Source organism: Thermophilibacter sp. (assembly GCF_966187215.1).
Map to the genome: position 1 here is coordinate 1 of NZ_CBIFYV010000007.1, position 19802 is coordinate 19802.

The 19802-nt window shown below is 70.8% G+C and carries 22 protein-coding genes; 20 read left to right on the plus strand and 2 right to left on the minus strand.

Annotated features, from left to right (window positions below):
* Positions 1–154: 154 nt before the first annotated feature.
* Positions 155–1642 carry a dihydropteroate synthase gene (gene folP, locus ACWTSU_RS00850; RefSeq protein WP_455138013.1) on the plus strand — a complete coding sequence of 496 codons (1488 nt, stop codon included), beginning with the start codon at positions 155–157 and terminating at the stop codon, positions 1640–1642.
* The gene (locus tag ACWTSU_RS00855) at positions 1633–2154 is read left to right on the plus strand and encodes a hypothetical protein (RefSeq protein WP_455138014.1); all 522 of its coding nucleotides are present in this window, start codon (positions 1633–1635) and stop codon (positions 2152–2154) included. The genes folP and ACWTSU_RS00855 overlap by 10 nt, the downstream gene beginning before the upstream one ends.
* Here ACWTSU_RS00855 and ACWTSU_RS00860 read toward each other — a convergent pair.
* Positions 2151–2930 (minus strand): type III pantothenate kinase, encoded by a 780-nt coding sequence (locus ACWTSU_RS00860; RefSeq protein WP_455138015.1) that lies wholly within the window; start codon positions 2928–2930, stop codon positions 2151–2153. The two genes, ACWTSU_RS00855 and ACWTSU_RS00860, sit on opposite strands and share 4 nt — an antisense overlap.
* A 226-nt stretch (positions 2931–3156) precedes the next feature.
* On the opposite strand from ACWTSU_RS00860, the gene rpmE reads away from it, so the two are divergent.
* On the plus strand, positions 3157–3594 hold the full coding sequence (rpmE, locus tag ACWTSU_RS00865) for a 50S ribosomal protein L31 (RefSeq protein WP_455138016.1): 438 nt from the start codon (positions 3157–3159) through the stop codon (positions 3592–3594).
* A 237-nt stretch (positions 3595–3831) separates the two neighbouring features.
* Here rpmE and ACWTSU_RS00870 read toward each other — a convergent pair whose 3' ends face one another.
* Positions 3832–5121, minus strand: coding sequence for a hypothetical protein (locus ACWTSU_RS00870; RefSeq protein ID WP_455138017.1), 1290 nt, complete (start codon positions 5119–5121; stop codon positions 3832–3834).
* Between the two features lie 406 nt (positions 5122–5527).
* Here ACWTSU_RS00870 and prfA point away from each other — a divergent pair, with 406 nt between their 5' ends.
* From prfA to ACWTSU_RS00955, 17 genes are all read left to right on the plus strand, one after another.
* Positions 5528–6595: a peptide chain release factor 1 gene (gene prfA, locus ACWTSU_RS00875; RefSeq protein WP_455138018.1), complete on the plus strand. Its 1068-nt coding sequence runs from the start codon at positions 5528–5530 to the stop codon at positions 6593–6595.
* Positions 6596–6610: 15 nt separating this feature from the next.
* Positions 6611–7540: a peptide chain release factor N(5)-glutamine methyltransferase gene (prmC, locus tag ACWTSU_RS00880; RefSeq protein ID WP_455138019.1), complete on the plus strand. Its 930-nt coding sequence runs from the start codon at positions 6611–6613 to the stop codon at positions 7538–7540.
* A gap of 2 nt (positions 7541–7542) precedes the next feature.
* A complete protein-coding gene (locus tag ACWTSU_RS00885) occupies positions 7543–8196 on the plus strand; it encodes an L-threonylcarbamoyladenylate synthase (protein ID WP_455138020.1) in 654 nt (217 codons plus the stop codon).
* A gap of 60 nt (positions 8197–8256) precedes the next feature.
* On the plus strand, positions 8257–8730 hold the full coding sequence (gene rpiB, locus ACWTSU_RS00890) for a ribose 5-phosphate isomerase B (RefSeq protein WP_455138021.1): 474 nt from the start codon (positions 8257–8259) through the stop codon (positions 8728–8730).
* A gap of 49 nt (positions 8731–8779) precedes the next feature.
* Positions 8780–10033, plus strand: coding sequence for a serine hydroxymethyltransferase (gene glyA, locus ACWTSU_RS00895; RefSeq protein ID WP_455138022.1), 1254 nt, complete (start codon positions 8780–8782; stop codon positions 10031–10033).
* Positions 10034–10144: 111 nt separating this feature from the next.
* The gene (gene upp / locus ACWTSU_RS00900) at positions 10145–10792 is read left to right on the plus strand and encodes a uracil phosphoribosyltransferase (protein ID WP_455138023.1); all 648 of its coding nucleotides are present in this window, start codon (positions 10145–10147) and stop codon (positions 10790–10792) included.
* Between the two features lie 137 nt (positions 10793–10929).
* Positions 10930–11220, plus strand: a complete 291-nt coding sequence (locus tag ACWTSU_RS00905) for a hypothetical protein (RefSeq protein ID WP_455138024.1) — start codon at positions 10930–10932, stop codon at positions 11218–11220.
* Positions 11221–11241: 21 nt separating this feature from the next.
* Positions 11242–12051: a F0F1 ATP synthase subunit A gene (atpB, locus tag ACWTSU_RS00910; protein WP_455138025.1), complete on the plus strand. Its 810-nt coding sequence runs from the start codon at positions 11242–11244 to the stop codon at positions 12049–12051.
* A gap of 105 nt (positions 12052–12156) precedes the next feature.
* Positions 12157–12360 (plus strand): ATP synthase F0 subunit C, encoded by a 204-nt coding sequence (atpE, locus tag ACWTSU_RS00915; protein WP_075278954.1) that lies wholly within the window; start codon positions 12157–12159, stop codon positions 12358–12360.
* 28 nt (positions 12361–12388) lie between these two features.
* On the plus strand, positions 12389–12994 hold the full coding sequence (gene atpF / locus ACWTSU_RS00920; protein ID WP_455138026.1) for a F0F1 ATP synthase subunit B: 606 nt from the start codon (positions 12389–12391) through the stop codon (positions 12992–12994).
* Entirely contained in the window at positions 12984–13457 is a 474-nt protein-coding gene (locus tag ACWTSU_RS00925) for a F0F1 ATP synthase subunit delta (RefSeq protein WP_455138027.1), read from the plus strand. The genes atpF and ACWTSU_RS00925 overlap by 11 nt, the downstream gene beginning before the upstream one ends.
* Positions 13458–15122 (plus strand): F0F1 ATP synthase subunit alpha, encoded by a 1665-nt coding sequence (gene atpA / locus ACWTSU_RS00930; RefSeq protein WP_455138028.1) that lies wholly within the window; start codon positions 13458–13460, stop codon positions 15120–15122.
* Between the two features lie 3 nt (positions 15123–15125).
* A complete protein-coding gene (gene atpG, locus ACWTSU_RS00935) occupies positions 15126–16040 on the plus strand; it encodes an ATP synthase F1 subunit gamma (RefSeq protein ID WP_455138029.1) in 915 nt (304 codons plus the stop codon).
* Positions 16040–17542 carry a F0F1 ATP synthase subunit beta gene (atpD, locus tag ACWTSU_RS00940; RefSeq protein WP_455138030.1) on the plus strand — a complete coding sequence of 501 codons (1503 nt, stop codon included), beginning with the start codon at positions 16040–16042 and terminating at the stop codon, positions 17540–17542. The genes atpG and atpD overlap by 1 nt, the downstream gene beginning before the upstream one ends.
* Before the next feature lie 5 nt (positions 17543–17547).
* On the plus strand, positions 17548–17976 hold the full coding sequence (atpC, locus tag ACWTSU_RS00945) for an ATP synthase F1 subunit epsilon (RefSeq protein ID WP_455138031.1): 429 nt from the start codon (positions 17548–17550) through the stop codon (positions 17974–17976).
* Positions 17977–17995: 19 nt separating this feature from the next.
* On the plus strand, positions 17996–19273 hold the full coding sequence (gene murA, locus ACWTSU_RS00950) for a UDP-N-acetylglucosamine 1-carboxyvinyltransferase (protein WP_455138032.1): 1278 nt from the start codon (positions 17996–17998) through the stop codon (positions 19271–19273).
* Between the two features lie 35 nt (positions 19274–19308).
* On the plus strand, positions 19309–19802 hold a 494-nt coding region (locus ACWTSU_RS00955; RefSeq protein ID WP_455138033.1), incomplete at its 3' end, for a metal-dependent transcriptional regulator.

Here is a 19802-nt window from a genome sequence, read left to right on the forward strand (position 1 = left end):
GTTCTTGCCGAGCGTCCTTCTCGGCAAGCTGTTTGAGCGCCGAGCCTTGTCCCCGCCCCCGCGAGCGGGCGGAGTGGATGCCGGACCTTCTCGCCCCGCGGTCAGGCGCGCGCCCGGGTACAATGGTCGGAATGACGCGTCCGAGGAGGAATCCATGCTCAGAGAGAACTTCGCGACCTGGCGCTGCGGCGCGCACGAGATCTCGCTCGCGCGGCCGCGCATCATGGGCATTCTCAACGTGACCCCCGACTCGTTCTCGGACGGCGGCGAGAACCTCGACCACGACGCGGCGATCGCGCGGGGTCTCGCGATGCTCGACGAGGGCGCGGACATCATCGACGTGGGCGGCGAGTCCACGCGGCCCGGGCACACCCCCGTGCCCGCGCAGGAGGAGGCCGAGCGCGTGGTGCCCGTGGTGCGCGCGCTCGTGGAGGCGGGCGCGGTGGTCTCCATAGACACGCGCCACGCCGAGGTCGCGCGCATGTGCGTGCGGCTGGGCGCCTCCATCGTCAACGACGTCACCGGCTTCACCGACCCCGACATGGTGGCCGTGGCCGCGGACACCGGCTGCGGCTGCGTCGTGACGCACTGGGACCAGGGCGGCCTGGGCACGCACGCCACGCGCCGTCAGGTCCTGCTCGACCAGAGCCGGCCCAACGGCACGGCGCTGCCGCGCCCCGCGACGTCCCAGCACCGCTTCACCCTGCCCGATCAGGCGCCGATCATGCGCCAGGTCATGGGCTTTCTCGGCGACCAGGCTCGCACGCTCGTGCGCGCCGGCGTGTCGCGCGACCGCATCTGCCTCGACCCGGGCGCCGGCTTCGACAAGTTCGCCGACGAGGACGTGGTGATCCAGCGGGCCACGCGCTCGATGGTCTCGATGGGCTACCCGCTCATGTGCGCCGTGTCGCGCAAGCGCTTCGTGGGTGCGATCTCCGGCGTGGCCGAGGCCCCGGAGCGTGACGCGGCCACGGCGGGCGTGTGCGTGGCGGCGCTCGAGAACGGCGCGCGCATCCTGCGTGTCCACGACGTGGCGGGCGTCTCTCAGGCGGTGAACGCCTACTGGGCCGTCTCGCACAAGGACGCGCGCCAGGGCTTCGTGAGCCTGGGGTCCAACGTGGGCAACCGCGTGGGCAACCTCGCGCGCGCGGCCCAGCTCATCGACGAGATCCCGCTCACCTGCGTGGTCAGCGTCAGTCACGCGTACGAGACCGAGCCCGCCTACGGCATCGCGACGCCGGTGGCCAACGCCGTGGCCGAGATTCGCACCGAGCTGCACCCGCTCGTGCTCATGGGCAAGCTGCTCGAGGTCGAGGACCAGATGGGCCGCATCCGCGAGAAGCCGGCGGACGGCGAGAAGGGCGCGGCGGCCGCGAGCGCGCGCCGCGGCAAGAAGAAGCCGGGCACCGGGCCGCGCACCATCGACTGCGACCTCGCGTGGGTGGAGGGGGAGACGCACGCCGGGCGCCGCCTCACCCTGCCGCACCCCCACCTCGGCGAGCGGGACTACGTGATCGTGCCGATGGAGGACCTCATGCACGACCCCGAGCGCTTCCTTGCGCACGCGGGCGTCGAGGTGGTCCCGCGCGACGACCGCGTGGGGCACGTGACGGCCGACCTGGGGGAGGTCGCGTGGGAGTAGCGTCGTTCACCCTGCGTCCTGCCGTGCCGATGGGGCACGTGACCGGCACGCCGTTCGTCTGCGCGCTGGCCGTGGCGCGGGCGCTGGGGGGCCGGGTGATCTGGCCCCACGGCGTCGTGTCGGACGAGGGCGCGCCGCTCGCCGCGGTGCGCGGCCGTGCCGGCTACGATGACGACGGCATCTACGTGACGTGCGAGGTCGCCGCGGAGGAGGGTCGCGAGCTCGACGCCGCCGCGGTGGAGGCCGCCGCGCGTGCCGCCGTCGATGCGTGGGTCACCGACGTCGCCGCGGGTCGCGCCGCGGCTGGTCCGCTCGCGCCGGTGCTGGGCGACTACTTCGACGCGCTTCTCGGCATGGGCGAGAAGGTCGAGGTCGTGCGCGGCGGGCGCGCGCTCGCGCGGGGCACGCTGGCCGGTGTGGACGTGTGGGGCCGCGCCACGGTCCGGCTCGACGACGGCGCGCGCGAGATCGAGGTGGCCCCCGAGCAGGCCGAGCTCCGCCGCGTCCCCTAGTCCCGCTCGCGCTCCCGGAGCCAGATCTCGCGGATGCCGCGCAGGGTGAGGTCGGGGTCGATGGCGTCGAAGAGCGTCGTCGCCTGCGCCACCGTGCGCGCCAGCCCGCCGGTGCCCACCACGGTGGCCGTCGGCGCACCGATCTCGTCCCTGATGCGGGCGACGAGGCCCTCCGCCTGCGCCGCCGCCCCGATGACCAGGCCCGACTGCATGGCGGTCTCGGTGGTGTCGCCCAGCGCGTGGGCGGGCGCCTCGACGGGGATGCTCGCCAGCTTGGCAGCGCGCGACACGAGCGCGCCGGCGGACAGCATGAGGCCCGGCGAGATGGCGCCCCCGCGGTAGCGGCCGGCTGCGTCCACCACGTCGATGTTGGTGGCGGTGCCAAAGTCGACCACGATGACCGGGGCGCCGTAGGTCGCGCGCGCGGCAACGGCGTTGGCGATGCGGTCCGCGCCCACCTGGCGCGGCTGCGGCATGGCGATCTCCAGGCCGCAGTCGTGGCCGGGTCGCACGACCAGCGGCTCGCGGCCGAGGTGACCTCCCAGACAGCGCCGCCACGCGCGCTCGAGCGCCGGCACCACCGAGGCGACGCCCGCGCCGTCCACGAGGCCCAGCTCGAGGCCGTCCTTCATGAGGTACGTGAAGAGGCGCGCGTGCAGCGCGTCGGAGGTGTCGGTGGCGTCGGTCGCCATGCGCCAGCCGTGCACGAGCGACCCGTCCCCGTCAAAGAGGCCGAGCGTGGTCTGCGTGTTGCCGACGTCGATGGCAAGGAACATGGCGCCTCCCGTTCGCGCGATTCCGTGGTGGGCCCATTGTACGCATCGCGTCCCGACGCGGACCTCTCGCTCGTCCCGGGCGACGCGCGGCCGAGAGGCCCGGCGCTTCTCCACACCCGCGCCACAAGCCATCTGATATACTCCTACAGCTACTGTGCCTCGGTCGGAAACCGAGGCGAACCCCCGCCCTGGTCGGAAACCAGGGCCGATCGTGAGGAGTCCTGCCATGAAGCAAGGTATCCACCCCGACTACGTGGAGTGCACCGTCCGTTGCACCTGCGGCAACACCTGGAAGACCCGCTCCACCAAGAGCGAGATGACGGTCGACCTGTGCGACAAGTGCCACCCGTTCTACACCGGCACCCAGAAGCTCGTTGACACCGGCGGCCGCGTCCAGCGCTTCGCCGACAAGTTCGGTGGCGCCGCTGCCGCCCAGCTGAAGAAGGCCGAGGAGGCCAAGGCCGCCCGCGCCGCCAAGGCTGCCGAGGAGGCCGCCGCCAAGAAGGCCGCCAAGGAGGCCAAGGCCGCCGAGAAGGCCAAGCGCGCCGCCGAGTACGCCAAGAAGGCTGAGGCCGCTGCCGCCGCCAAGGCCGCCGAGGCTGCCGAGGAGGCTCCCGCCGAGGCCGAGGTCGCCGCTGAGCCGGAGGCCACCGAGGCCGAGTAGCCTCCTCGCATGCGGGAACGCCACGGCGCCCCGTCCTTCTCGCCGCGCGAGGGGACGGGGCGTCGTCTTTTGTGCACCAATGCGTTGTCGGCCGGATAACGCGCAGAATCAAGCACAACTTTCTATATCCGCAGGTAAAAATAACGCGCATGTCCGATTCTGCGCGTTATTTGGTCAGCGCTGCGACAACGAGGCGGTGTCACGCGCAGCGAGAAGGACGTCGCGTCAGCGCGACCGTCACTCCTCCTTCGCGAGCGTGAAGACGTCGGTGTAGGTCAGCGTCTCGTCGTAGGGGATGAACAGGAAGCTCGCCGTGTGCGGGAAGGTGGTCCGCACGCGGGCCACCACCTGGCCGGCGTCGTCGCCCGTGCCAAAGCCGAGCGCCACGCCCACGGTGCCGCCCACGTCCTCGGGCAGCGTCGCCGAGAAGGCCAGCTCGCTGCCCGTCTCGTCCTCCACGAGCGTTGCGGTGAACGGCACGTCGTCGAACGCGAGGTCGCCCTCGCAGGACTCGCTGTCCCGGCCGGGGTGCGCGTGATAGTGCGCCAGCCCGCTGATCGTGCCCGTGAGCGTGGGCGCTCCGCCCTCGGCCGAGGCCCCCTCCACGGTCACGGTGAGCCCGGCCGCACGCCCGGCCAGGCACTTGTTCCCCTCGGTGTCCTGGCGCTGGAACGTGCCGGTCCAGGTTCCCACGAGCGCGCTCAGGTCCGGCGTGCGCGCGCCGTCGTCAACCTCGGCCGACGAGACCTCCCAGCGGCCGCTCGCCGGTGAGAACGAGAAGGTCGCGCGCAAGGTACAGGCGTACGTCTCGTAGCTGCCGGCCCGCTCGAGTGACAGCTCCACGACGTCGGTCTGCGCCTGCTCGTCGAACGCCTCGGAGGACACGGTCGCGTCGGCGTCGGCGTAGAGCTCCTCGAGGGTGGGCAGGCCGTCCGAGCCGTCCCAGCCCCGCGCGGCGTCGACGCGTCGCAGCAGCAGGCTCGCGTTGCGCGCGACCCGCTCCTGGTCGACGCCGGACGTGGCGCGCCACGCGAGGCTGCCGACCCGCGCGTCGCCCACGCGCTCCCAGGCGCCGTCCACGAGCGCGTAGCCCAGCGTCGCTGCCTGGTCGGCGCTTACGCCCTGGCCCGCGAAGGTGACCACCACCTCGGCGGTCGCGTAGCCCGAGGCGCCGAAGCGCGCGTCGGCGTCCTCGGGGGCCGCGTCGGTTCGCCTGACCGAGCGCACGTCAACGTCGCGCGTCACGAGCACGCCGTCGGTCCCGTAGGTGCCCCCGGCGTAGGAGGGTGCCGAGAGCGCGGCGCGCGCGTCGGCCTCGATCGTGGCCGCGTCGGGCACGGCGGTGGCGTTGACCAGCGCAGCAACGAGAAGCGCGACGATGGCCACGGCCGCGACGCCGAGCGCGGCGACCGCCGGGACGTGCGAGCGCACCCACGCGGCGGCGCGCGCGGCCCGCGTCGGCGTCGGGGCCGTCCCGTCCGTGCCCGGGGACGCGGGCTCGCCGACGTCGACCAGCGGCCGTCGCACGGTGTCGCCGCTCGGCTCGCCCGCGCCGCCCGCGGGGCGGGCGTCACCGGCGGGGTCCGCCGCGCCGTCGCGCGCCCCGCTCCTCCAGCCGCGCGGTCCGCCCGGCCACCGTGTCGTCCGGGCGCTCGTCCCGCTCTTCTCGCGTGCCCTCGGGCTCGGCCATGGTGTCTCCTCTCGTCGCCACCAGTGTCGCACACCCGTCGTGCCCGGTCATGGAGGGCTCGTAGGCGCGCCCGCGCCGCCCGTGAGCGCGTGCGTTCCGGGGTATGATGAAACGTTGGAGGACACGAGACCCGTGGGGGTGGCCATGTACAGCAGGTTCGACATGCTCTAGCCGCGCGAGACCCCGCCGCGCCCGCCCGGGCGCCGGCGCCGCCCGCCCACCTGCCGCACCCAAGGAGAAACCATGCGTGACAAGCTGCTGAAGATCATCCAGGCCTACGAGGAGCTCGAGAAGCGCCTCATGGACCCGTCCGTGGTGTCCGACCCCAAGGAGTACGCGCGCCTGGCCAAGGAGCACGCCAGCCAGGCCGACCTCGTGGCCAAGGCCCGCGAGTACCTGGGCGCGCTCGACGACATCGAGGCCGCCAAGGAGATGCTCCACGAGGCCGACGCCGACGAGAAGGCCATGCTCCAGGAGGACATCGCCGCCAACGAGGCCAAGCTCCCCGGGCTCGAGGATGACATCAAGATCATGCTCATCCCCGGCGACCCCAACGACGAGAAGGACACGATCGTCGAGATTCGCGCCGGCGTGGGCGGCGACGAGGCCGCCATCTTCGCCGGCGACCTCTTCAAGATGTACGAGCGCTTCTGCGAGCACCGCGGCTGGAAGGTCGAGGTGCTCTCGTCCAGCCCGAGCGAGGCCGGCGGCTTCAAGACCATCGAGTTCAAGGTCACCGGCGACAAGGTCTACTCCGTGCTCAAGTACGAGTCCGGCGTGCACCGCGTCCAGCGCGTGCCCAAGACCGAGAGCCAGGGCCGCATCCAGACCTCCACGGCCACCGTGGCGGTGCTGCCCGAGGCCGACGAGATCGACATCCAGATCGACCCGGGCGACCTGCGTATCGACACCTACTGCGCCTCCGGCCCCGGCGGCCAGTGCGTCAACACCACCTACTCGGCGGTGCGCATCACGCACCTGCCCACCAACACCGTGGTGCAGTCGCAGGACCAGCGCTCGCAGATCCAGAACCGCGAGGTCTGCATGCAGATGCTGCGCGCCCGCCTCTACGAGGTGGAGCTCGAGAGGCAGCAGGCCGAGCAGGGCGCCGAGCGCCTCAGCCAGATCGGCCACGGCAACCGCTCCGAGAAGATCCGCACCTACAACCAGCCACAGGACCGCGTGACCGACCACCGCATCGGCTTCAACAGCACCTACAATGGCGTGCTGCTCGGCGACGCGCTGCCGAGCGTGATCGAGGCCCTGGCCGCCGCCGACCGCGCCGAGAAGCTCGCCGAGGCCGCGGCGTAGCGGGCGAGAGGCACCATGTCGCAGCAGCCCTGGACCATCAAGCGCGTCCTCGACTGGACGAGCGGCTACCTGGAGCGCAAGGGGGACGAGCACCCGCGCCTCTCGGCCGAGTGGCTGCTCTGCCACGTGACCGGGCTCTCGCGCGTCGAGCTCTACGTCAACTTCGACCGCCCGCTCGAGCGCCCGGAGCTCGATGCCATGCACGCCGCCATCGAGCGGCGCGCCGCCGGCGAGCCGCTGCAGTACGTGACCGGCGAGATGCCCTTCCGCCACATCGTCCTGCGCTGCGAGGAGGGCGTGCTCATCCCGCGCCCCGAGACCGAGGTGCTCGTGGACGCCGCGCTTGAGGGCGTGGACCGCGCCGCGGCCCGCGCCGAGAAGGCCCCGGACGCCGAGAAGGGCGACCCCGCCGAGCGCGCCGTCCGCGTGCTCGAGGTGGGCACCGGCACCGGTTGCATCGCGCTCTCCATAGCCTCGGAGCGGCCCGGCACGCGCGTCACGGCTACCGACCTCTCCGAGCGCGCCGTGGCGCTCGCGGAGCGCAACCGCGGCGCCCTCGGCCTCGACGACGCCGTGGACATCGTCCGCTGCGACCTCGCCGACGGCGTGGACGCCGGGCTCATGGGCACCTTCTCGGTGCTCGTCTCCAACCCGCCCTACATCCCCACGGACGTCCTGCGCACCGAGGTGCCCGCGGAGGTGGCAGACCACGAGCCCGCCCTGGCGCTCGACGGCGGCGCCGACGGGCTCGACGTGTTCCGGCGCCTGCTCGAGCTCGCACCCCGCGCCCTCGAGCCGGGCGGCACGCTCGCCGTCGAGCTCTTCGAGGACTCGCTCGACCAGGCCGCCGAGCTCGCGCGCGCCCAGGGCGGCTGGGCGACGGTCGAGGTCCGCGAGGACCTCACGCACCGCCCGCGCGTGCTCGTGGCCGTGAGGGAGGGCTAGCCGTGGGCGCCGTCGTCCCCGTGAGCCAGCAGGCGCCCGACGCCGCGACCCTCGCGCGGGCCGCGGCCGCGCTGCGCGCCGGCGGCGTGCTCGTGGTCCCCACCGACTCCGTCTACGGCCTCGCCTGCGCGGCCACGCCGGGCAACCCCGCCCACGACCGCATCTTCCGAATCAAGCGCCGCGACCGTGCGCAGACCCTGCCGTGGTTCGTCGCGGACCCCTCCGACCTGGACGTCTACGGCACGGACGTGCCCGCGTGGGCGCACCGGCTCGCCGCCGCGCACTGGCCCGGCGCCCTCACGCTCGTCGTGCGCGCCTCCGCCGCGGTCCCGCCCGAGTACGCCCAGGCCGCCGCCGCGGGCGATCCCGCCACGATCGCCCTGCGCGTGCCGGGCTCCGAGCTCTGCCGGGCGCTCGTGCGCGCCGTCGGCGCCCCGCTCGCCCAGACGAGCGCCAACACCCACGGCGCGCCGGCCGCGACCTCGGGCCACGGCGTCGAGCCCGCCATCGTCGAGGCCGCCGACCTCACGCTCGACGCGGGCCCCGCCCCGGTGGGCGTCGCCTCCACGATCGTCGACGCCACGGGGGCCGCTCCGCGCGTCCTGCGCGCCGGCGCGCTCGGCGAGGCCGAGGTCCTTCTCGCCGCCCGCGCCTAGGTCCCCCGGGGCCCCGTCGTGCTACTCTGGTCGGGTACGCACGCGACGACGGGAGGACACATGCGTATCGCCATCGGCTCGGACCACGCCGGGTTTCTTCAGAAGGCCCCGATTGCGGATTACCTGCGCTCGCTGGGCCACGAGGTCATAGACTGCGGCCCCGCCACGGACGCGCGCTGCGACTACCCCGACTTTGCGGACAAGGTCGCCCGCCTCGTCGCCTCCGGCCAGGCCGACCGTGGCGTGCTCATCTGCGGCACGGGCATCGGCATCTCCATGACGGCCGACAAGGTCGCCGGCATCCGCGCGGTGCCCGTGCAGACCGTCGAGTTCGCGCGCCTGGCCCGCGAGCACAACGACGCCAACGTCGTGGGCCTGTCGGGGCGCTTCGTCTCGCTGATGGACAACGAGGCCATCGTCGACACCTTCCTCACCACCGAGTTCTCCGGCGGCCGGCACACCGGGCGCGTCGAGAAGATCATGCGCGAGGACGACCCCGACTTCCCCGGCGTCCCCGCCGACTTCGGAATGTAGCCAAGACGCGCCCGCGCCCCGCGGGCGCGTTCGTAAAAGGAGGCAGCCCATGACCTACGAGCACCTGAGCGCATCCGACCCCGAGGTCTTCTCCGCCATCGACGACGAGCTGCGCCGCCAGCGCTCCTCCATCGAGCTCATCGCCTCCGAGAACTTCGTCTCCGAGGCCGTGATGGAGGCGGTGGGGTCCCCGCTCACCAACAAGTACGCCGAGGGCCTGCCCGGCAAGCGCTACTACGGCGGCTGCTGGGCCGTTGACGAGGTCGAGAACCTCGCGCGCGACCGCGCCTGCCGGCTCTTCGGGGCGGCTCACGCCAACGTGCAGCCCCACTCCGGGGCCCAGGCCAACTACGCGGCCCTCTCGGCCCTGGTCAAGCCCGGCGAGAAGATCATGGGCATGGCGCTCGACAACGGCGGCCACCTCACGCACGGCTCGCCGGCCAACTTCTCGGGTAAGCTCTACGAGGTCGTCTCGTACGGTGTGGACTCCGTCACCGAGCGCATCGACTACGACGCCGTGGCCGCGCTCGCCGAGGCCGAGCGCCCCAAGGTGATCATCGCGGGCGCCTCCGCCTACCCGCGCACCATCGACTTCGAGCGCTTCGCCCAGATCGCCCACGGCGTCGGCGCGGCGCTCATGGTGGACATGGCCCACATCGCGGGCCTGGTGGCCACCGGGCGCCACCCCTCGCCGGTGCCGTGCGCCGACGTGGTGACCTCCACCACGCACAAGACCCTGCGCGGCCCGCGCGGCGGCCTCATCCTCTCCAACGACGACGACCTCGCCAAGAGGCTCGACTCCGCCGTCTTCCCGGGCAGCCAGGGCGGCCCGCTCGAGCACGTGATCGCCGGCAAGGCGGTGGCCTTCGGCGAGGCCCTGCGCCCGGAGTTTTCCGACTACGCGGACGCGATCCTGGCCAACGCGCGCGCCCTCGGGCGCGGCATGGAGGCGCGCGGCCTGCGCCTGGTCTCGGGCGGCACGGACAACCACCTGCTGCTCGTCGACCTCACACCGGTGGGGGAGGTCACCGGCCGCGACGCCGAGCGCGTGCTCGACTCCGTGGGCATCACGGTCAACAAGAACACGATCCCCGGCGAGAAGCGCTCGCCGTTCGTCACGAGCGGCATCCGCGTGGGGTCGGCCGCCGTCACCACGCGCGGCTTCTCCGAGGTGGAGTGCGAGCGCGTGGGCGAGCTCATCGGCGAGGTCGTGCGCGGGGCGCAGGACAGCGTCTCGCTCGACCGCGCGACCGCCGAGGTCCGCGAGCTTCTCGAGGCCCACCCCCTCTACCCCGGCCTCTAGGTCGGAGCGTCCCAAAGGGGGACAGGACCCTTTTGGGACATGCCGGAGCCAGCAAACGGGAGCACTGTCCCAAAAGGGTCCTGTCCCCCTTTGGGACGCGAAGGAGACATGATGGCAGAAGAGTTCGATCCCAGCCGCTTCACGGTCATCGACCACCCGCTCGTCCAGCACAAGCTGCACATCCTGCGCGACAAGGACACCTCGACCAAGCAGTTCCGCGAGCTCGTCAACGAGCTGGCCATCTTCGAGGGCTACGAGGCCATGCGCGACTTCCCGCTCGAGGACGTGGAGGTGGAGACCCCGCTCGAGAGGACCGTGTGCAAGCGGCTCGCCGGCAAGAAGGTCGCCATCATCCCGATTCTGCGCGCCGGCATGGGCATGGTCGACGGCCTGCTCGAGCTCGTGCCGTCGGCGCGCGTGGGCCACGTGGGCATGTACCGCGACCCAGAGACCCACGAGCCGCACCAGTACTACTGCAAGTTCCCGGCCGACATCGAGAACCGCACCTGCCTGGTGGTCGACCCGATGCTGGCCACGGGCGGCTCGCTCACCGCGGCGATCAAGTTCCTGCGCGACGCCGGCGTGCGCGACATCCGCTGCCTCACGCTCGTCTCGGCGCCCGAGGGCGTGCGTGCCACGCTCGACTTCGACCCCGACGTGCGCCTCTACACCTGCGCCCTCGACCGCTGCTTGAACGAGCACGCCTACATCCTGCCCGGTCTCGGCGACGCGGGCGACCGCATCTACGGCACCAAGTAGCTGGCACTTTTCAGCAGCGCCCCCGTTTCGCGGCAATGTGACGAAACGGGGGCGCGCGTCCGCCGGCCCCTTGACGTCCCGCGGGGATGGGCTAGACTAATCGCACTTTTCGGAACCGCTCGATCCGGAGGGCGCAGATGGGACAGGCGATCGCCGCGACGCTCGGCGTGCTCGCTGCCCTGATTGGCAGCATCCCGCCGGCCGTCCTGTTCGAGGGGGCTCTGAGGAAAGGCGCGCGCACGAGTCTGGCCGCGGGCATCGTCAGCATAGCGATCTCGTTTCTGACGCTGCTTGTGGCCTTGTTTCTGGGGTATGCTCTCGCACCGGAGACGTTCCTCGTGTTCGCGATGGCACTGGTCGCCTCGTTCCTCGCGCTGTGGGGCATCGAGGCGGTACGGGCCTGGCGCGCGGCCAACGGCCGGGCGTAGGTCTTGAGGGGAGGACATAGCGTGGGCAATCCGTTGGACAGCCTGGGCGAGGAGGTGAACGAGCTCGTCTCGAGCTTCACGTCTCAGGCCATCTTCGGTGACCTGGGCACCGTGGGCTTCACGCAGTACTCGTTCTGGTTCGCGCTCGCCGTCATCCTGATGCTCGTCATCCTGTTCGTGTTCAAGGCGCGTCAGGCGCGCAGCCTCGTCCCGCAGGGCTTCTTCGTGAACGGCATGGAGTACCTCGTCGAGTTCGTCCGCGACGACATGTGCAAGGGCCTGCTCGGCGACTCCTGGAAGCGCCACTTCCCCTTCATCGCCACCGTCTTCATCGTCGTGCTCGCCAACAACATCGTCGGCATCATCCCGGGCTGCAAGCCGGGCACGGGCACCATCTCCACCACGGCGGCGCTCGCCCTCTGCTCGTTCGTCTACTTCATCGCCTGCGGCATCAAGAAGCACGGCGCGCTCGGCTACGCCAAGAGCCTCGCGCCGGCGGGCGTGATGTTCCCGCTCAACGCGCTGGTGTGGCTCATCGAGGTCTTCTCCACGATCCTGCGCCTCATCACGCTGGCCGTGCGACTCTTCTGCAACCTCTTCGCGGGCCACGTCGTCATGGGCACCTTCGCCATCCTCGCGTCGCTCTTCTTCGAGCCGATGGTCCAGGCCTTCTCGGCCGCCACCGCCGTCCAGGCGGGCGCGTCGGTTTTGTGGGTCGCCATCCTGCTCGTCATCTACGTGGTCGAGATCATGGTTGCGGCCATCCAGGCGTACGTCTTCGCGCTGCTCACCTCGGTCTACATCCAGATCGCCGAGTCCGACGAGGACTAGCCCCAGCGGGCATCCCGCGGGCCCCGTGCCCGCCGTGCATAGCAGGTCAAACAGGTTTGTCACTGAGCGCGCCCCGCAGGCGGGGCGCCCGGCAAAGGAGGAACAGTGGGAGCTCTCGGTGTCGTAGGTTATGGTCTCGGTGTCATCGGTGCCGGCATCGGCATCGGTCTGGCCGCCAGCGGCGTCGCGCAGGGCATGGCCCGCCAGCCCGAGGTCCAGGGTCGTCTCTTCACGGTCTTCATCCTGGGCTCGGCCTTCGTCGAGGCCCTGGCCCTCATCGGCTTCGTCGTCAGCCTCATCGTCAAGTAACAGGGCTGGCGTCCAAGTGGAGGCACGCATGAAGAACAGCACACTCAGGTCGCTCGGCCGAGCGGCCGTCGTCGCGGGCGTCGCCACGTGCGCCACGCCGGTCGCGGCGTTCGCCGAGGAGTCGGCGGTGGGGGCGGACATCCTGATCCCCAAGCCCGCCGAGTTCATCCCGGCGCTCATCGCGTTTCTCATCATCCTGGTGGTCCTGAAGAAGCTCGTGTGGCCGCCGGTCCTCGAGATGATGGAAAAGCGCCAGCAGAAGATCCAGGACGACCTCGACGCCGCCGAGCAGTCCAAGCTCCAGGCCGCCGAGGAGGCCAAGAGCTACGAGGCCAAGATCCTGGAGGCCCACCACGAGGCCGACGCCATCGTGGCCAAGGCCAAGAAGGAGGCCGAGGAGGTCCGCTCCCAGGTGCTCGCCAAGGCGCAGCGCGAGGCCGCGGACATCATCTCCAAGGCGCACGGCGCGGTCGACTCCGAGCGCCACAAGGCCATGATCGAGCTCTCCGGCTCGGTGGTCGACCTCTCCGTTGAGATCGCGAGCAAGATCATCGGCAACGACCTCTCCGAGGAGGAGCAGCGCCGCCTTGCCGAGAGGTACCTCGCGGAAGTGGGAGCCCCCGATGGCGACTAAGCGCGAGGACGCCGAGAAGATCGAGGCGTACACCAGGGCGCTTCTGGAGGCGGCCCGCTCCGAGGGCCGCGCCAACTCCGACCTGGTGCAGTGGCAGCACGCCCAGAAGTTCACCCCCGAGGTGCTCGAGACGCTCGCCGCCATGCAGCGCGAGGACGACCTGGGTCTCATCGAGAAGGTGGCCAAGCACTACAAGGAGCTTCTCGACGCCCAGGACACCACGGTCTCGGTGACCGTGACCACCGCCGTCCCGCTCGACGACGACCTGCGCGCCAAGGTGCGCGCCAAGGCCGAGAAGGACCTCAACGCCCCGGTCTACCTGGTGGAGCGCGTGGACCCGTCCATCATCGGCGGCATCATGCTCGAGGTGCGCGGCAAGCGCTACGACGCCTCGGTGCGCGCGCAGCTCGCCAACATCCGCAAGACCCTTTCCTCGACGTTCATCGAGGGCGAGGAGCGATAAATGGAAACCATCAGCTCAGAGAAGATCATGAGCACGCTGCGCGAGGAGCTCGCGCAGATCAGCGCCACGGTCGACCGCCAGGAGGCCTCCGTCGTCACCGAGGTCGCCGACGGCATCGCCCGCATCTCGGGCCTGAAGTCCGCCATGGCCGGCGAGCTGCTCAAGCTCACGAGCTCGTCCACCGGCCTCGACGTCTACGGCCTGGTCCAGAACCTCGACCAGGACGACGTGGGCGCGGTTCTCTTCGGCGACGCCGAGGAGATCAAGGAGGGCGACGAGTGCCGCACCACCGGGCGCGTCATGGACATCCCGGTGGGCCACGCCATGCTGGGCCGCGTGGTCAACCCGCTCGGCCAGCCCATCGACGGCCTCGGCCCGATCAACGCCACGCACCGCCGCCCGATCGAGTTCAAGGCCCCCGGCATCATGGACCGCCAGCCGGTGTGCGAGCCGGTGCAGACCGGGCTTCTCGCCATCGACGCTATGGTGCCCATCGGCCGCGGCCAGCGCGAGCTCATCATCGGCGACCGCAAGACGGGCAAGACGGCCATCGCCATCGACGCCATCGTGAACCAGCGCGAGACCGACATGATCTGCATCTACGTGGCCATCGGCCAGAAGGCCTCCACGGTCGCGACCATCCGCGAGTCGCTCGCGCAGCACGGCGTCCTCGACAAGACGGTCATCGTGGCCGCCACGGCCGCCGAGTCCGCGCCGATGCAGTACATCGCCCCCATGGCGGGCGCCGCCATCGGCGAGTACTTCATGTACAACGACGAGCACGGCAACCCCGCCGACGCGGAGCACCCCGGCGGGCACGTGCTCGTGGTCTACGACGACCTCTCCAAGCAGGCGGTGGCCTACCGCCAGATGTCGCTGACGCTGCACCGTCCGCCCGGACGCGAGGCCTACCCCGGCGACATCTTCTACCTGCACTCGCGCTTGCTCGAGCGCGCCTGCAAGCTGTCCGACGCCAACGGCGGCGGCTCGCTCACGGCGCTCCCGATCATCGAGACGCAGGAGGGCGATGTCTCGGCCTACATCCCCACCAACGTGATCTCCATCACGGACGGCCAGATCTACCTGCAGTCCAACCTGTTCTTCCAGGGACAGCGCCCGGCCGTCGACGTGGGCATCTCGGTCAGCCGCGTGGGCGGCGACGCCCAGATCAAGGCCATGAAGCAGGTCGTGGGCACGCTGCGCCTGGACCTGGCCGCCTATCGAGAGAAGCAGGCCTTCTCGCAGTTCGGCTCCGACCTCGACGCCACCACGCAGTACCAGCTCAACCACGGCGCGCACGTCATGGAGATGCTCAAGCAGCAGCGCTTCTCGGCGCTCGACGTCCGCGACCAGGTCATCGCGATCTTCGCCGCCAAGGAGGACTTCCTCGACGACCTCGACCTCGAGAACGTGACGCTGTTCCGCGACGGGCTGGCCAAGTACATGGCCACGCACTGCCCCAAGCTGCGCGCCGCGGTGCTCAAGGGCAAGATCGACGACGCGACCGCCGCGCGCCTGCGCGGCCGCATCGCGCGCTACAAGAAGGAGTTCCTCGCCGAGCACCCCAACCGGCGCCGCGCCGAGGACGTCGAGCAGGCCGCCGAGCAGACCGTGTCGGCGCCGCCCGAGGGCGGTCACGAGCCGCTGGACGGCCAGGAGCAGTAGAAGATGTCCAGCCTTCGTGAGATACAGCGCCGCATGGGCTCGATCAGGAGCACGATGCAGATCACGCGCACGATGGAGATGATCTCCACGGCGCGGATCCACAAGGCGCTCGTGCGTGCCGAGGAGGCGGAGCCCTACAAGGATGCCATCACGCGCATGCTCGCCAACGTGGCGGGCGCGGGCTTCGGCTCGGCGCAGCCGCTGCTCGCGCGCCACCCCGAGGAGCGCCACGTGCTGTTCATCCTCGTGGCGTCCGACAAGGGCCTCGCGGGCGGCTTCAACATCGTGCAGCAGCGCGCGGTCGAGGCCGAGATGCGGCGCCTGCGGGCGAAGGGGGTCGACTCGTCGGTCATCACGTGCGGCCGCAAGCCCACCGAGTACTTCACGTACCGCAAGATGGCCCCGGTCATGTCGTTCGTCGGCATCTCCTCCGAGCCCAACCAGGACGAGGCCGACCGCATCGCGTCCTACGTCATGCGCGGCTACGCCACCGGCGAGATAGACCGCGTGGTGCTCTACTACTGGCACGCCAAGAACCGCGTCGAGCAGACCCAGGTCGTCGAGCAGCTGCTGCCCATCACGCGCGAGCAGCTCACGATGCCCAACAAGCCGCGCGACCCGGAGGCGCTCTCCCACGTGAAGAGCCGCGCCTACACCGACTTCGCCTTCGACCCCTCGGCCGAGGAGGTCCTGGGCCAGCTCATGCCCGCCTACTTCAGGACGGTCATCTTCCACGCGCTGCTCGACTCGGCGGCGGCGGAGCACGGCGCGCGCCGTCGCGCCATGCAGTCCGCGACCGACAACGCCCGGGAGGTCCTGGACACGCTCGAGCGCACGTACAACCGCGTCCGTCAGGGCTCCATCACCACCGAGCTCAACGAGATCATCGGCGGCGCGTCCGCATTGGAGGACAACTGATGGCAGAGAAGAACCAGGAGACGCGGACCGCCCTCGAGGAGGCCGCGTACCACAAGCTCAACCGCACGGTCGGCGTGGGCACCATCGTCCGCATCGTCGGGCCCGTCGTGGACGTCAAGTTCGACGGCCAGGTCCCCGGCATCTACACCGCGCTCGTCGTGGACGGCGACACGCCCGTCGGCCACGTGAGCACCGTGCTCGAGGTCGAGTCGCAGCTGCCGGGCGGCGTGGTCCGCACCGTGGCCATGTCCTCGACCGACGGCCTCACCCGCGGCCTCAAGGTCCGCGACACCGGCCACCCCATGATGATGCCGGTCGGTCCGTCCACGCTGGGTCGCGTCTGGAACGTCATGGGCCAGCCCGTGGACGGCGGCGAGCTGCCCGACGACGTCCAGTACTACCCGATCCACCACCCGGCGCCCGACTTCGACGAGCTGACCACCACCACGGAGATCTTCGAGACGGGCATCAAGGCCATCGACCTTCTCGAGCCCTACGTCCGCGGCGGCAAGACGGGACTGTTCGGCGGCGCCGGCGTCGGCAAGACGGTGCTCATCCAGGAGCTCATCAACAACCTCGCCCAGCAGCACGGCGGCACGTCGGTCTTCACCGGCGTCGGCGAGCGCACGCGCGAGGGCACCGACCTCTACCTCGAGATGACCGAGTCCGGCGTCATCGAGAAGACCTGCCTGGTCTACGGCCAGATGAACGAGCCGCCCGGAGCCCGCATGCGCGTGGCGCTGGCCGGCCTCACCACCGCGGAGTACTTCCGCGACCAGGGCCAGGACGTCCTGCTGTTCATCGACAACATCTTCCGCTTCTCGCAGGCCGGCTCCGAGGTCTCGGCCCTTCTCGGCCGCATGCCGTCGGCCGTGGGTTACCAGCCCACGCTGGCCACCGAGATGGGCGAGCTCCAGGAGCGCATCACCTCCACCAAGGAGGGCTCCATCACCTCGGTCCAGGCCGTCTACGTCCCCGCCGACGACCTCACCGACCCGGCGCCGGCCACCACGTTCACGCACCTCGACGCCACCACGGTCCTCTCGCGCTCGATCACCGACCTGGGCATCTACCCGGCGGTCGACCCGCTGGCCAGCTCCAGCTCGGCCCTCGACCCGTCGATCGTGGGCGAGGAGCACTACCGCGTGGCCATGGCCGTCCAGGAGACGCTGCAGGAGTACTCCGACCTGCAGGACATCATCGCCATCCTCGGCATGGACGAGCTCTCCGAGGAGCAGCAGCACGTCGTGGCGCGCGCCCGCAAGATCCAGCAGTTCCTCTCCCAGTCGTTCCACGTCGCCGAGAAGTTCACGGGCAACCCCGGGACCTACGTGACCGTGGAGGACACCGTCCGCTCGTTCGCCGAGATCGTCGACGGCAAGTGCGACGATCTCCCGGAGCAGGCGTTCCGCTATGCCGGCACCATCGAGGACGTGCGTCGCCGCGCGGCCGCGATGGCCGCCCCCGCCGAGGGGGAGTCGACCGAGAAGGCGCAGGCTTAACGCACATGGCCGAGCTCAACTGCCAGTTCGTTCGCCCCGACCGGCTCCTCTACGAGGGACCGGTGGCCAGCCTCGTGCTCGTCACCTACGCGGGCGAGCTCGGGGTCTGGCCCGGGCACGCCCCCGAGATCGTGGCGCTCGGGGATGGCGTGGTCCGCATCAGGAAGCGCCCGGAGGACGGCGGCGAGGAGTTCGACGTCGTGGTCTCGGGCGGCTACGCCGAGGTGGACAACGACGGCGTCATCATCCTCGCGGACCACGCCCGTCGCACCGACGACATCGACGCCGACGTCGTCCGCCGCACGCGCGACGAGGCGATCGAGCAGCGCGACGCGCTGGATGACGGAGACCACCGGGCGGCGTACTATGAGAGGAAGATCAGGTGGTGCAACCTGCTGCTCAAGCAGGTGAGCGCCGCGTCGAGCCCCCGCTAGTATCGCGCCCGGAGGTCGCATGGAAGTCATACAGGTCGAGGGTGGCCACAGGGTCACCGGTGAGGTGCGCGTCGAGGGCGCCAAGAACTCGGCGCTCAAGCTCATGGCCGCCACCATCATGGCGCCGGGCGTCACCACGCTCACCAACGTCCCCAACATCGCGGATGTCCACGTCATGGGCAAGGTCCTCAAGAACATCGGGGCCCGCATCGAGGTCGTGAGCGAGCACGAGCTGCGCATCGACACCTCGTCGGTGGACTCCTGGGAGACCCCCTATCACCTCGTCGCGCAGATGCGCGCCTCCACCGCGGTCCTGGGCCCCCTGCTCTCGCGCTTCGGGAAGGCCATCGTGGCCATGCCGGGCGGGTGCAACATCGGCGCCCGCAAGATCGACATGCACATCCTCGGCCTCGAGGCCCTCGGCGTCGAGTTCTCCGTGGAGCACGGCAACATCCACGCCCACGCGCCGCACGGCCTCAGGGGCGACACCGTGACCCTTTCCTTCGCGAGCGTGGGCGCCACCGAGAACCTGATGATGGCGTCGGTCTTCGCCGAGGGCGTCACCACCATCGACAACGCCGCGCGCGAGCCCGAGATCGTCGACCTCGCGATGATGCTCAACGAGATGGGCGCCAAGATCTCGGGCGCGGGCTCGCCCGTGATCGAGATCGAGGGCGTCTCCGAGCTCCACCCGGTCACGCACCGCGTGGTGGGCGACCGCATCGAGGCGGGCACCTTCCTGGCCGTCGGCGCGCTCACGGGAGACCCGGTGCGCGTCACGGGATTCTCGCCCGCCCACCTGGGGCTCGTCCTCAAGAAGTTCGAGCAGATGGGGGCCTCGGTCGAGCGCGAGACGGACGCCTGCACGGTCTGGCGCGAGCGCCCGCTCGTCCCCACCGACATCCAGACGCTGCCGTTCCCGGGCTTTCCCACCGACATGCAGGCCCAGACCATGTGCCTGCTCGCGCTGGCCGAGGGCAGCTGCGTCATCACCGAGAACGTCTTCGAGAACCGCTTCATGTTCGCGAGCGAGCTCTCGCGCATGGGTGCCGATATCGTGATCGAGGGGCACCACGCCATCGTGCACGGCGTGCCGGGCTTCTCGGGCACCCAGGTCAAGTCGCCCGACCTGCGCGGCGGCGCGGCGCTCGTGATGGCGGGCCTGGTCGCCGACGGCGTGACCTGCGTGTCCGACATCCACCACATCGACCGCGGCTACGAGGGGTTCGTCGAGAAGCTCCAGGGACTCGGCGCCCGCGTCAGGCGGGTGGAGGTCCCCGACATGGACGAGATCTAGGCGCGCGGCGGGCGAGGCGCGCGAAGGAGGCAGACGTGAGCGAAGCGACCCACGACACCCATACCCTGAGCAAGGCGGGAGAGGACTACCTCGAGGCGATCTATCGCATCTCGCTCGCGGGCGGGCCCTCGGTGCGCTCCGTTGACGTCGCCGAGAGCCTCGGCGTCTCCAAGGCGAGCGTCAACAAGGCGCTCTCCACCCTCAAGGAGGCGGGGATGGTCGAGCAGAGCCGCTACGGCCGCGTGACCCTCACCGAGGAGGGGCGCGCCTACGCCGCCGCGGTGTGGCGCTCGCACCGCGCGCTCAGGACCTTCCTCGAGTCCGACCTCGGCGTCGAGGCGCAGACCGCCGACGCCGAGGCGTGCCTGATGGAGCACGTGCTCTCCGGGGACACCATGCACCGGCTCATCGCCTACCTCGAGCGGCAGGGCCTCGTCGTCCCCGAGGAGTGGGGAGTTGTGCGGGCGCGGGACGGTCCCCGCCCGCAGTTCTGCAGCCGCGCGTTCGTTGCGCGGCGAAGCTGTTTGAG

Coding starts and splice junctions, on each gene's coding strand:
- atpC (WP_455138031.1), top strand. CDS start 17,548: ATGGCCGAGCTCAACTGCCAGTTCGTTCGCCCCGACCGGCTCCTCTAC.
- atpA (WP_455138028.1), top strand. CDS start 13,458: ATGGAAACCATCAGCTCAGAGAAGATCATGAGCACGCTGCGCGAGGAG.
- prmC (WP_455138019.1), top strand. CDS start 6,611: ATGTCGCAGCAGCCCTGGACCATCAAGCGCGTCCTCGACTGGACGAGC.
- atpG (WP_455138029.1), top strand. CDS start 15,126: ATGTCCAGCCTTCGTGAGATACAGCGCCGCATGGGCTCGATCAGGAGC.
- rpiB (WP_455138021.1), top strand. CDS start 8,257: ATGCGTATCGCCATCGGCTCGGACCACGCCGGGTTTCTTCAGAAGGCC.
- ACWTSU_RS00905 (WP_455138024.1), top strand. CDS start 10,930: ATGGGACAGGCGATCGCCGCGACGCTCGGCGTGCTCGCTGCCCTGATT.
- prfA (WP_455138018.1), top strand. CDS start 5,528: ATGCGTGACAAGCTGCTGAAGATCATCCAGGCCTACGAGGAGCTCGAG.
- murA (WP_455138032.1), top strand. CDS start 17,996: ATGGAAGTCATACAGGTCGAGGGTGGCCACAGGGTCACCGGTGAGGTG.
- ACWTSU_RS00860 (WP_455138015.1), bottom strand. CDS start 2,930: ATGTTCCTTGCCATCGACGTCGGCAACACGCAGACCACGCTCGGCCTC.
- atpF (WP_455138026.1), top strand. CDS start 12,389: ATGAAGAACAGCACACTCAGGTCGCTCGGCCGAGCGGCCGTCGTCGCG.
- glyA (WP_455138022.1), top strand. CDS start 8,780: ATGACCTACGAGCACCTGAGCGCATCCGACCCCGAGGTCTTCTCCGCC.
- upp (WP_455138023.1), top strand. CDS start 10,145: ATGGCAGAAGAGTTCGATCCCAGCCGCTTCACGGTCATCGACCACCCG.
- rpmE (WP_455138016.1), top strand. CDS start 3,157: ATGAAGCAAGGTATCCACCCCGACTACGTGGAGTGCACCGTCCGTTGC.
- folP (WP_455138013.1), top strand. CDS start 155: ATGCTCAGAGAGAACTTCGCGACCTGGCGCTGCGGCGCGCACGAGATC.
- ACWTSU_RS00925 (WP_455138027.1), top strand. CDS start 12,984: ATGGCGACTAAGCGCGAGGACGCCGAGAAGATCGAGGCGTACACCAGG.
- atpD (WP_455138030.1), top strand. CDS start 16,040: ATGGCAGAGAAGAACCAGGAGACGCGGACCGCCCTCGAGGAGGCCGCG.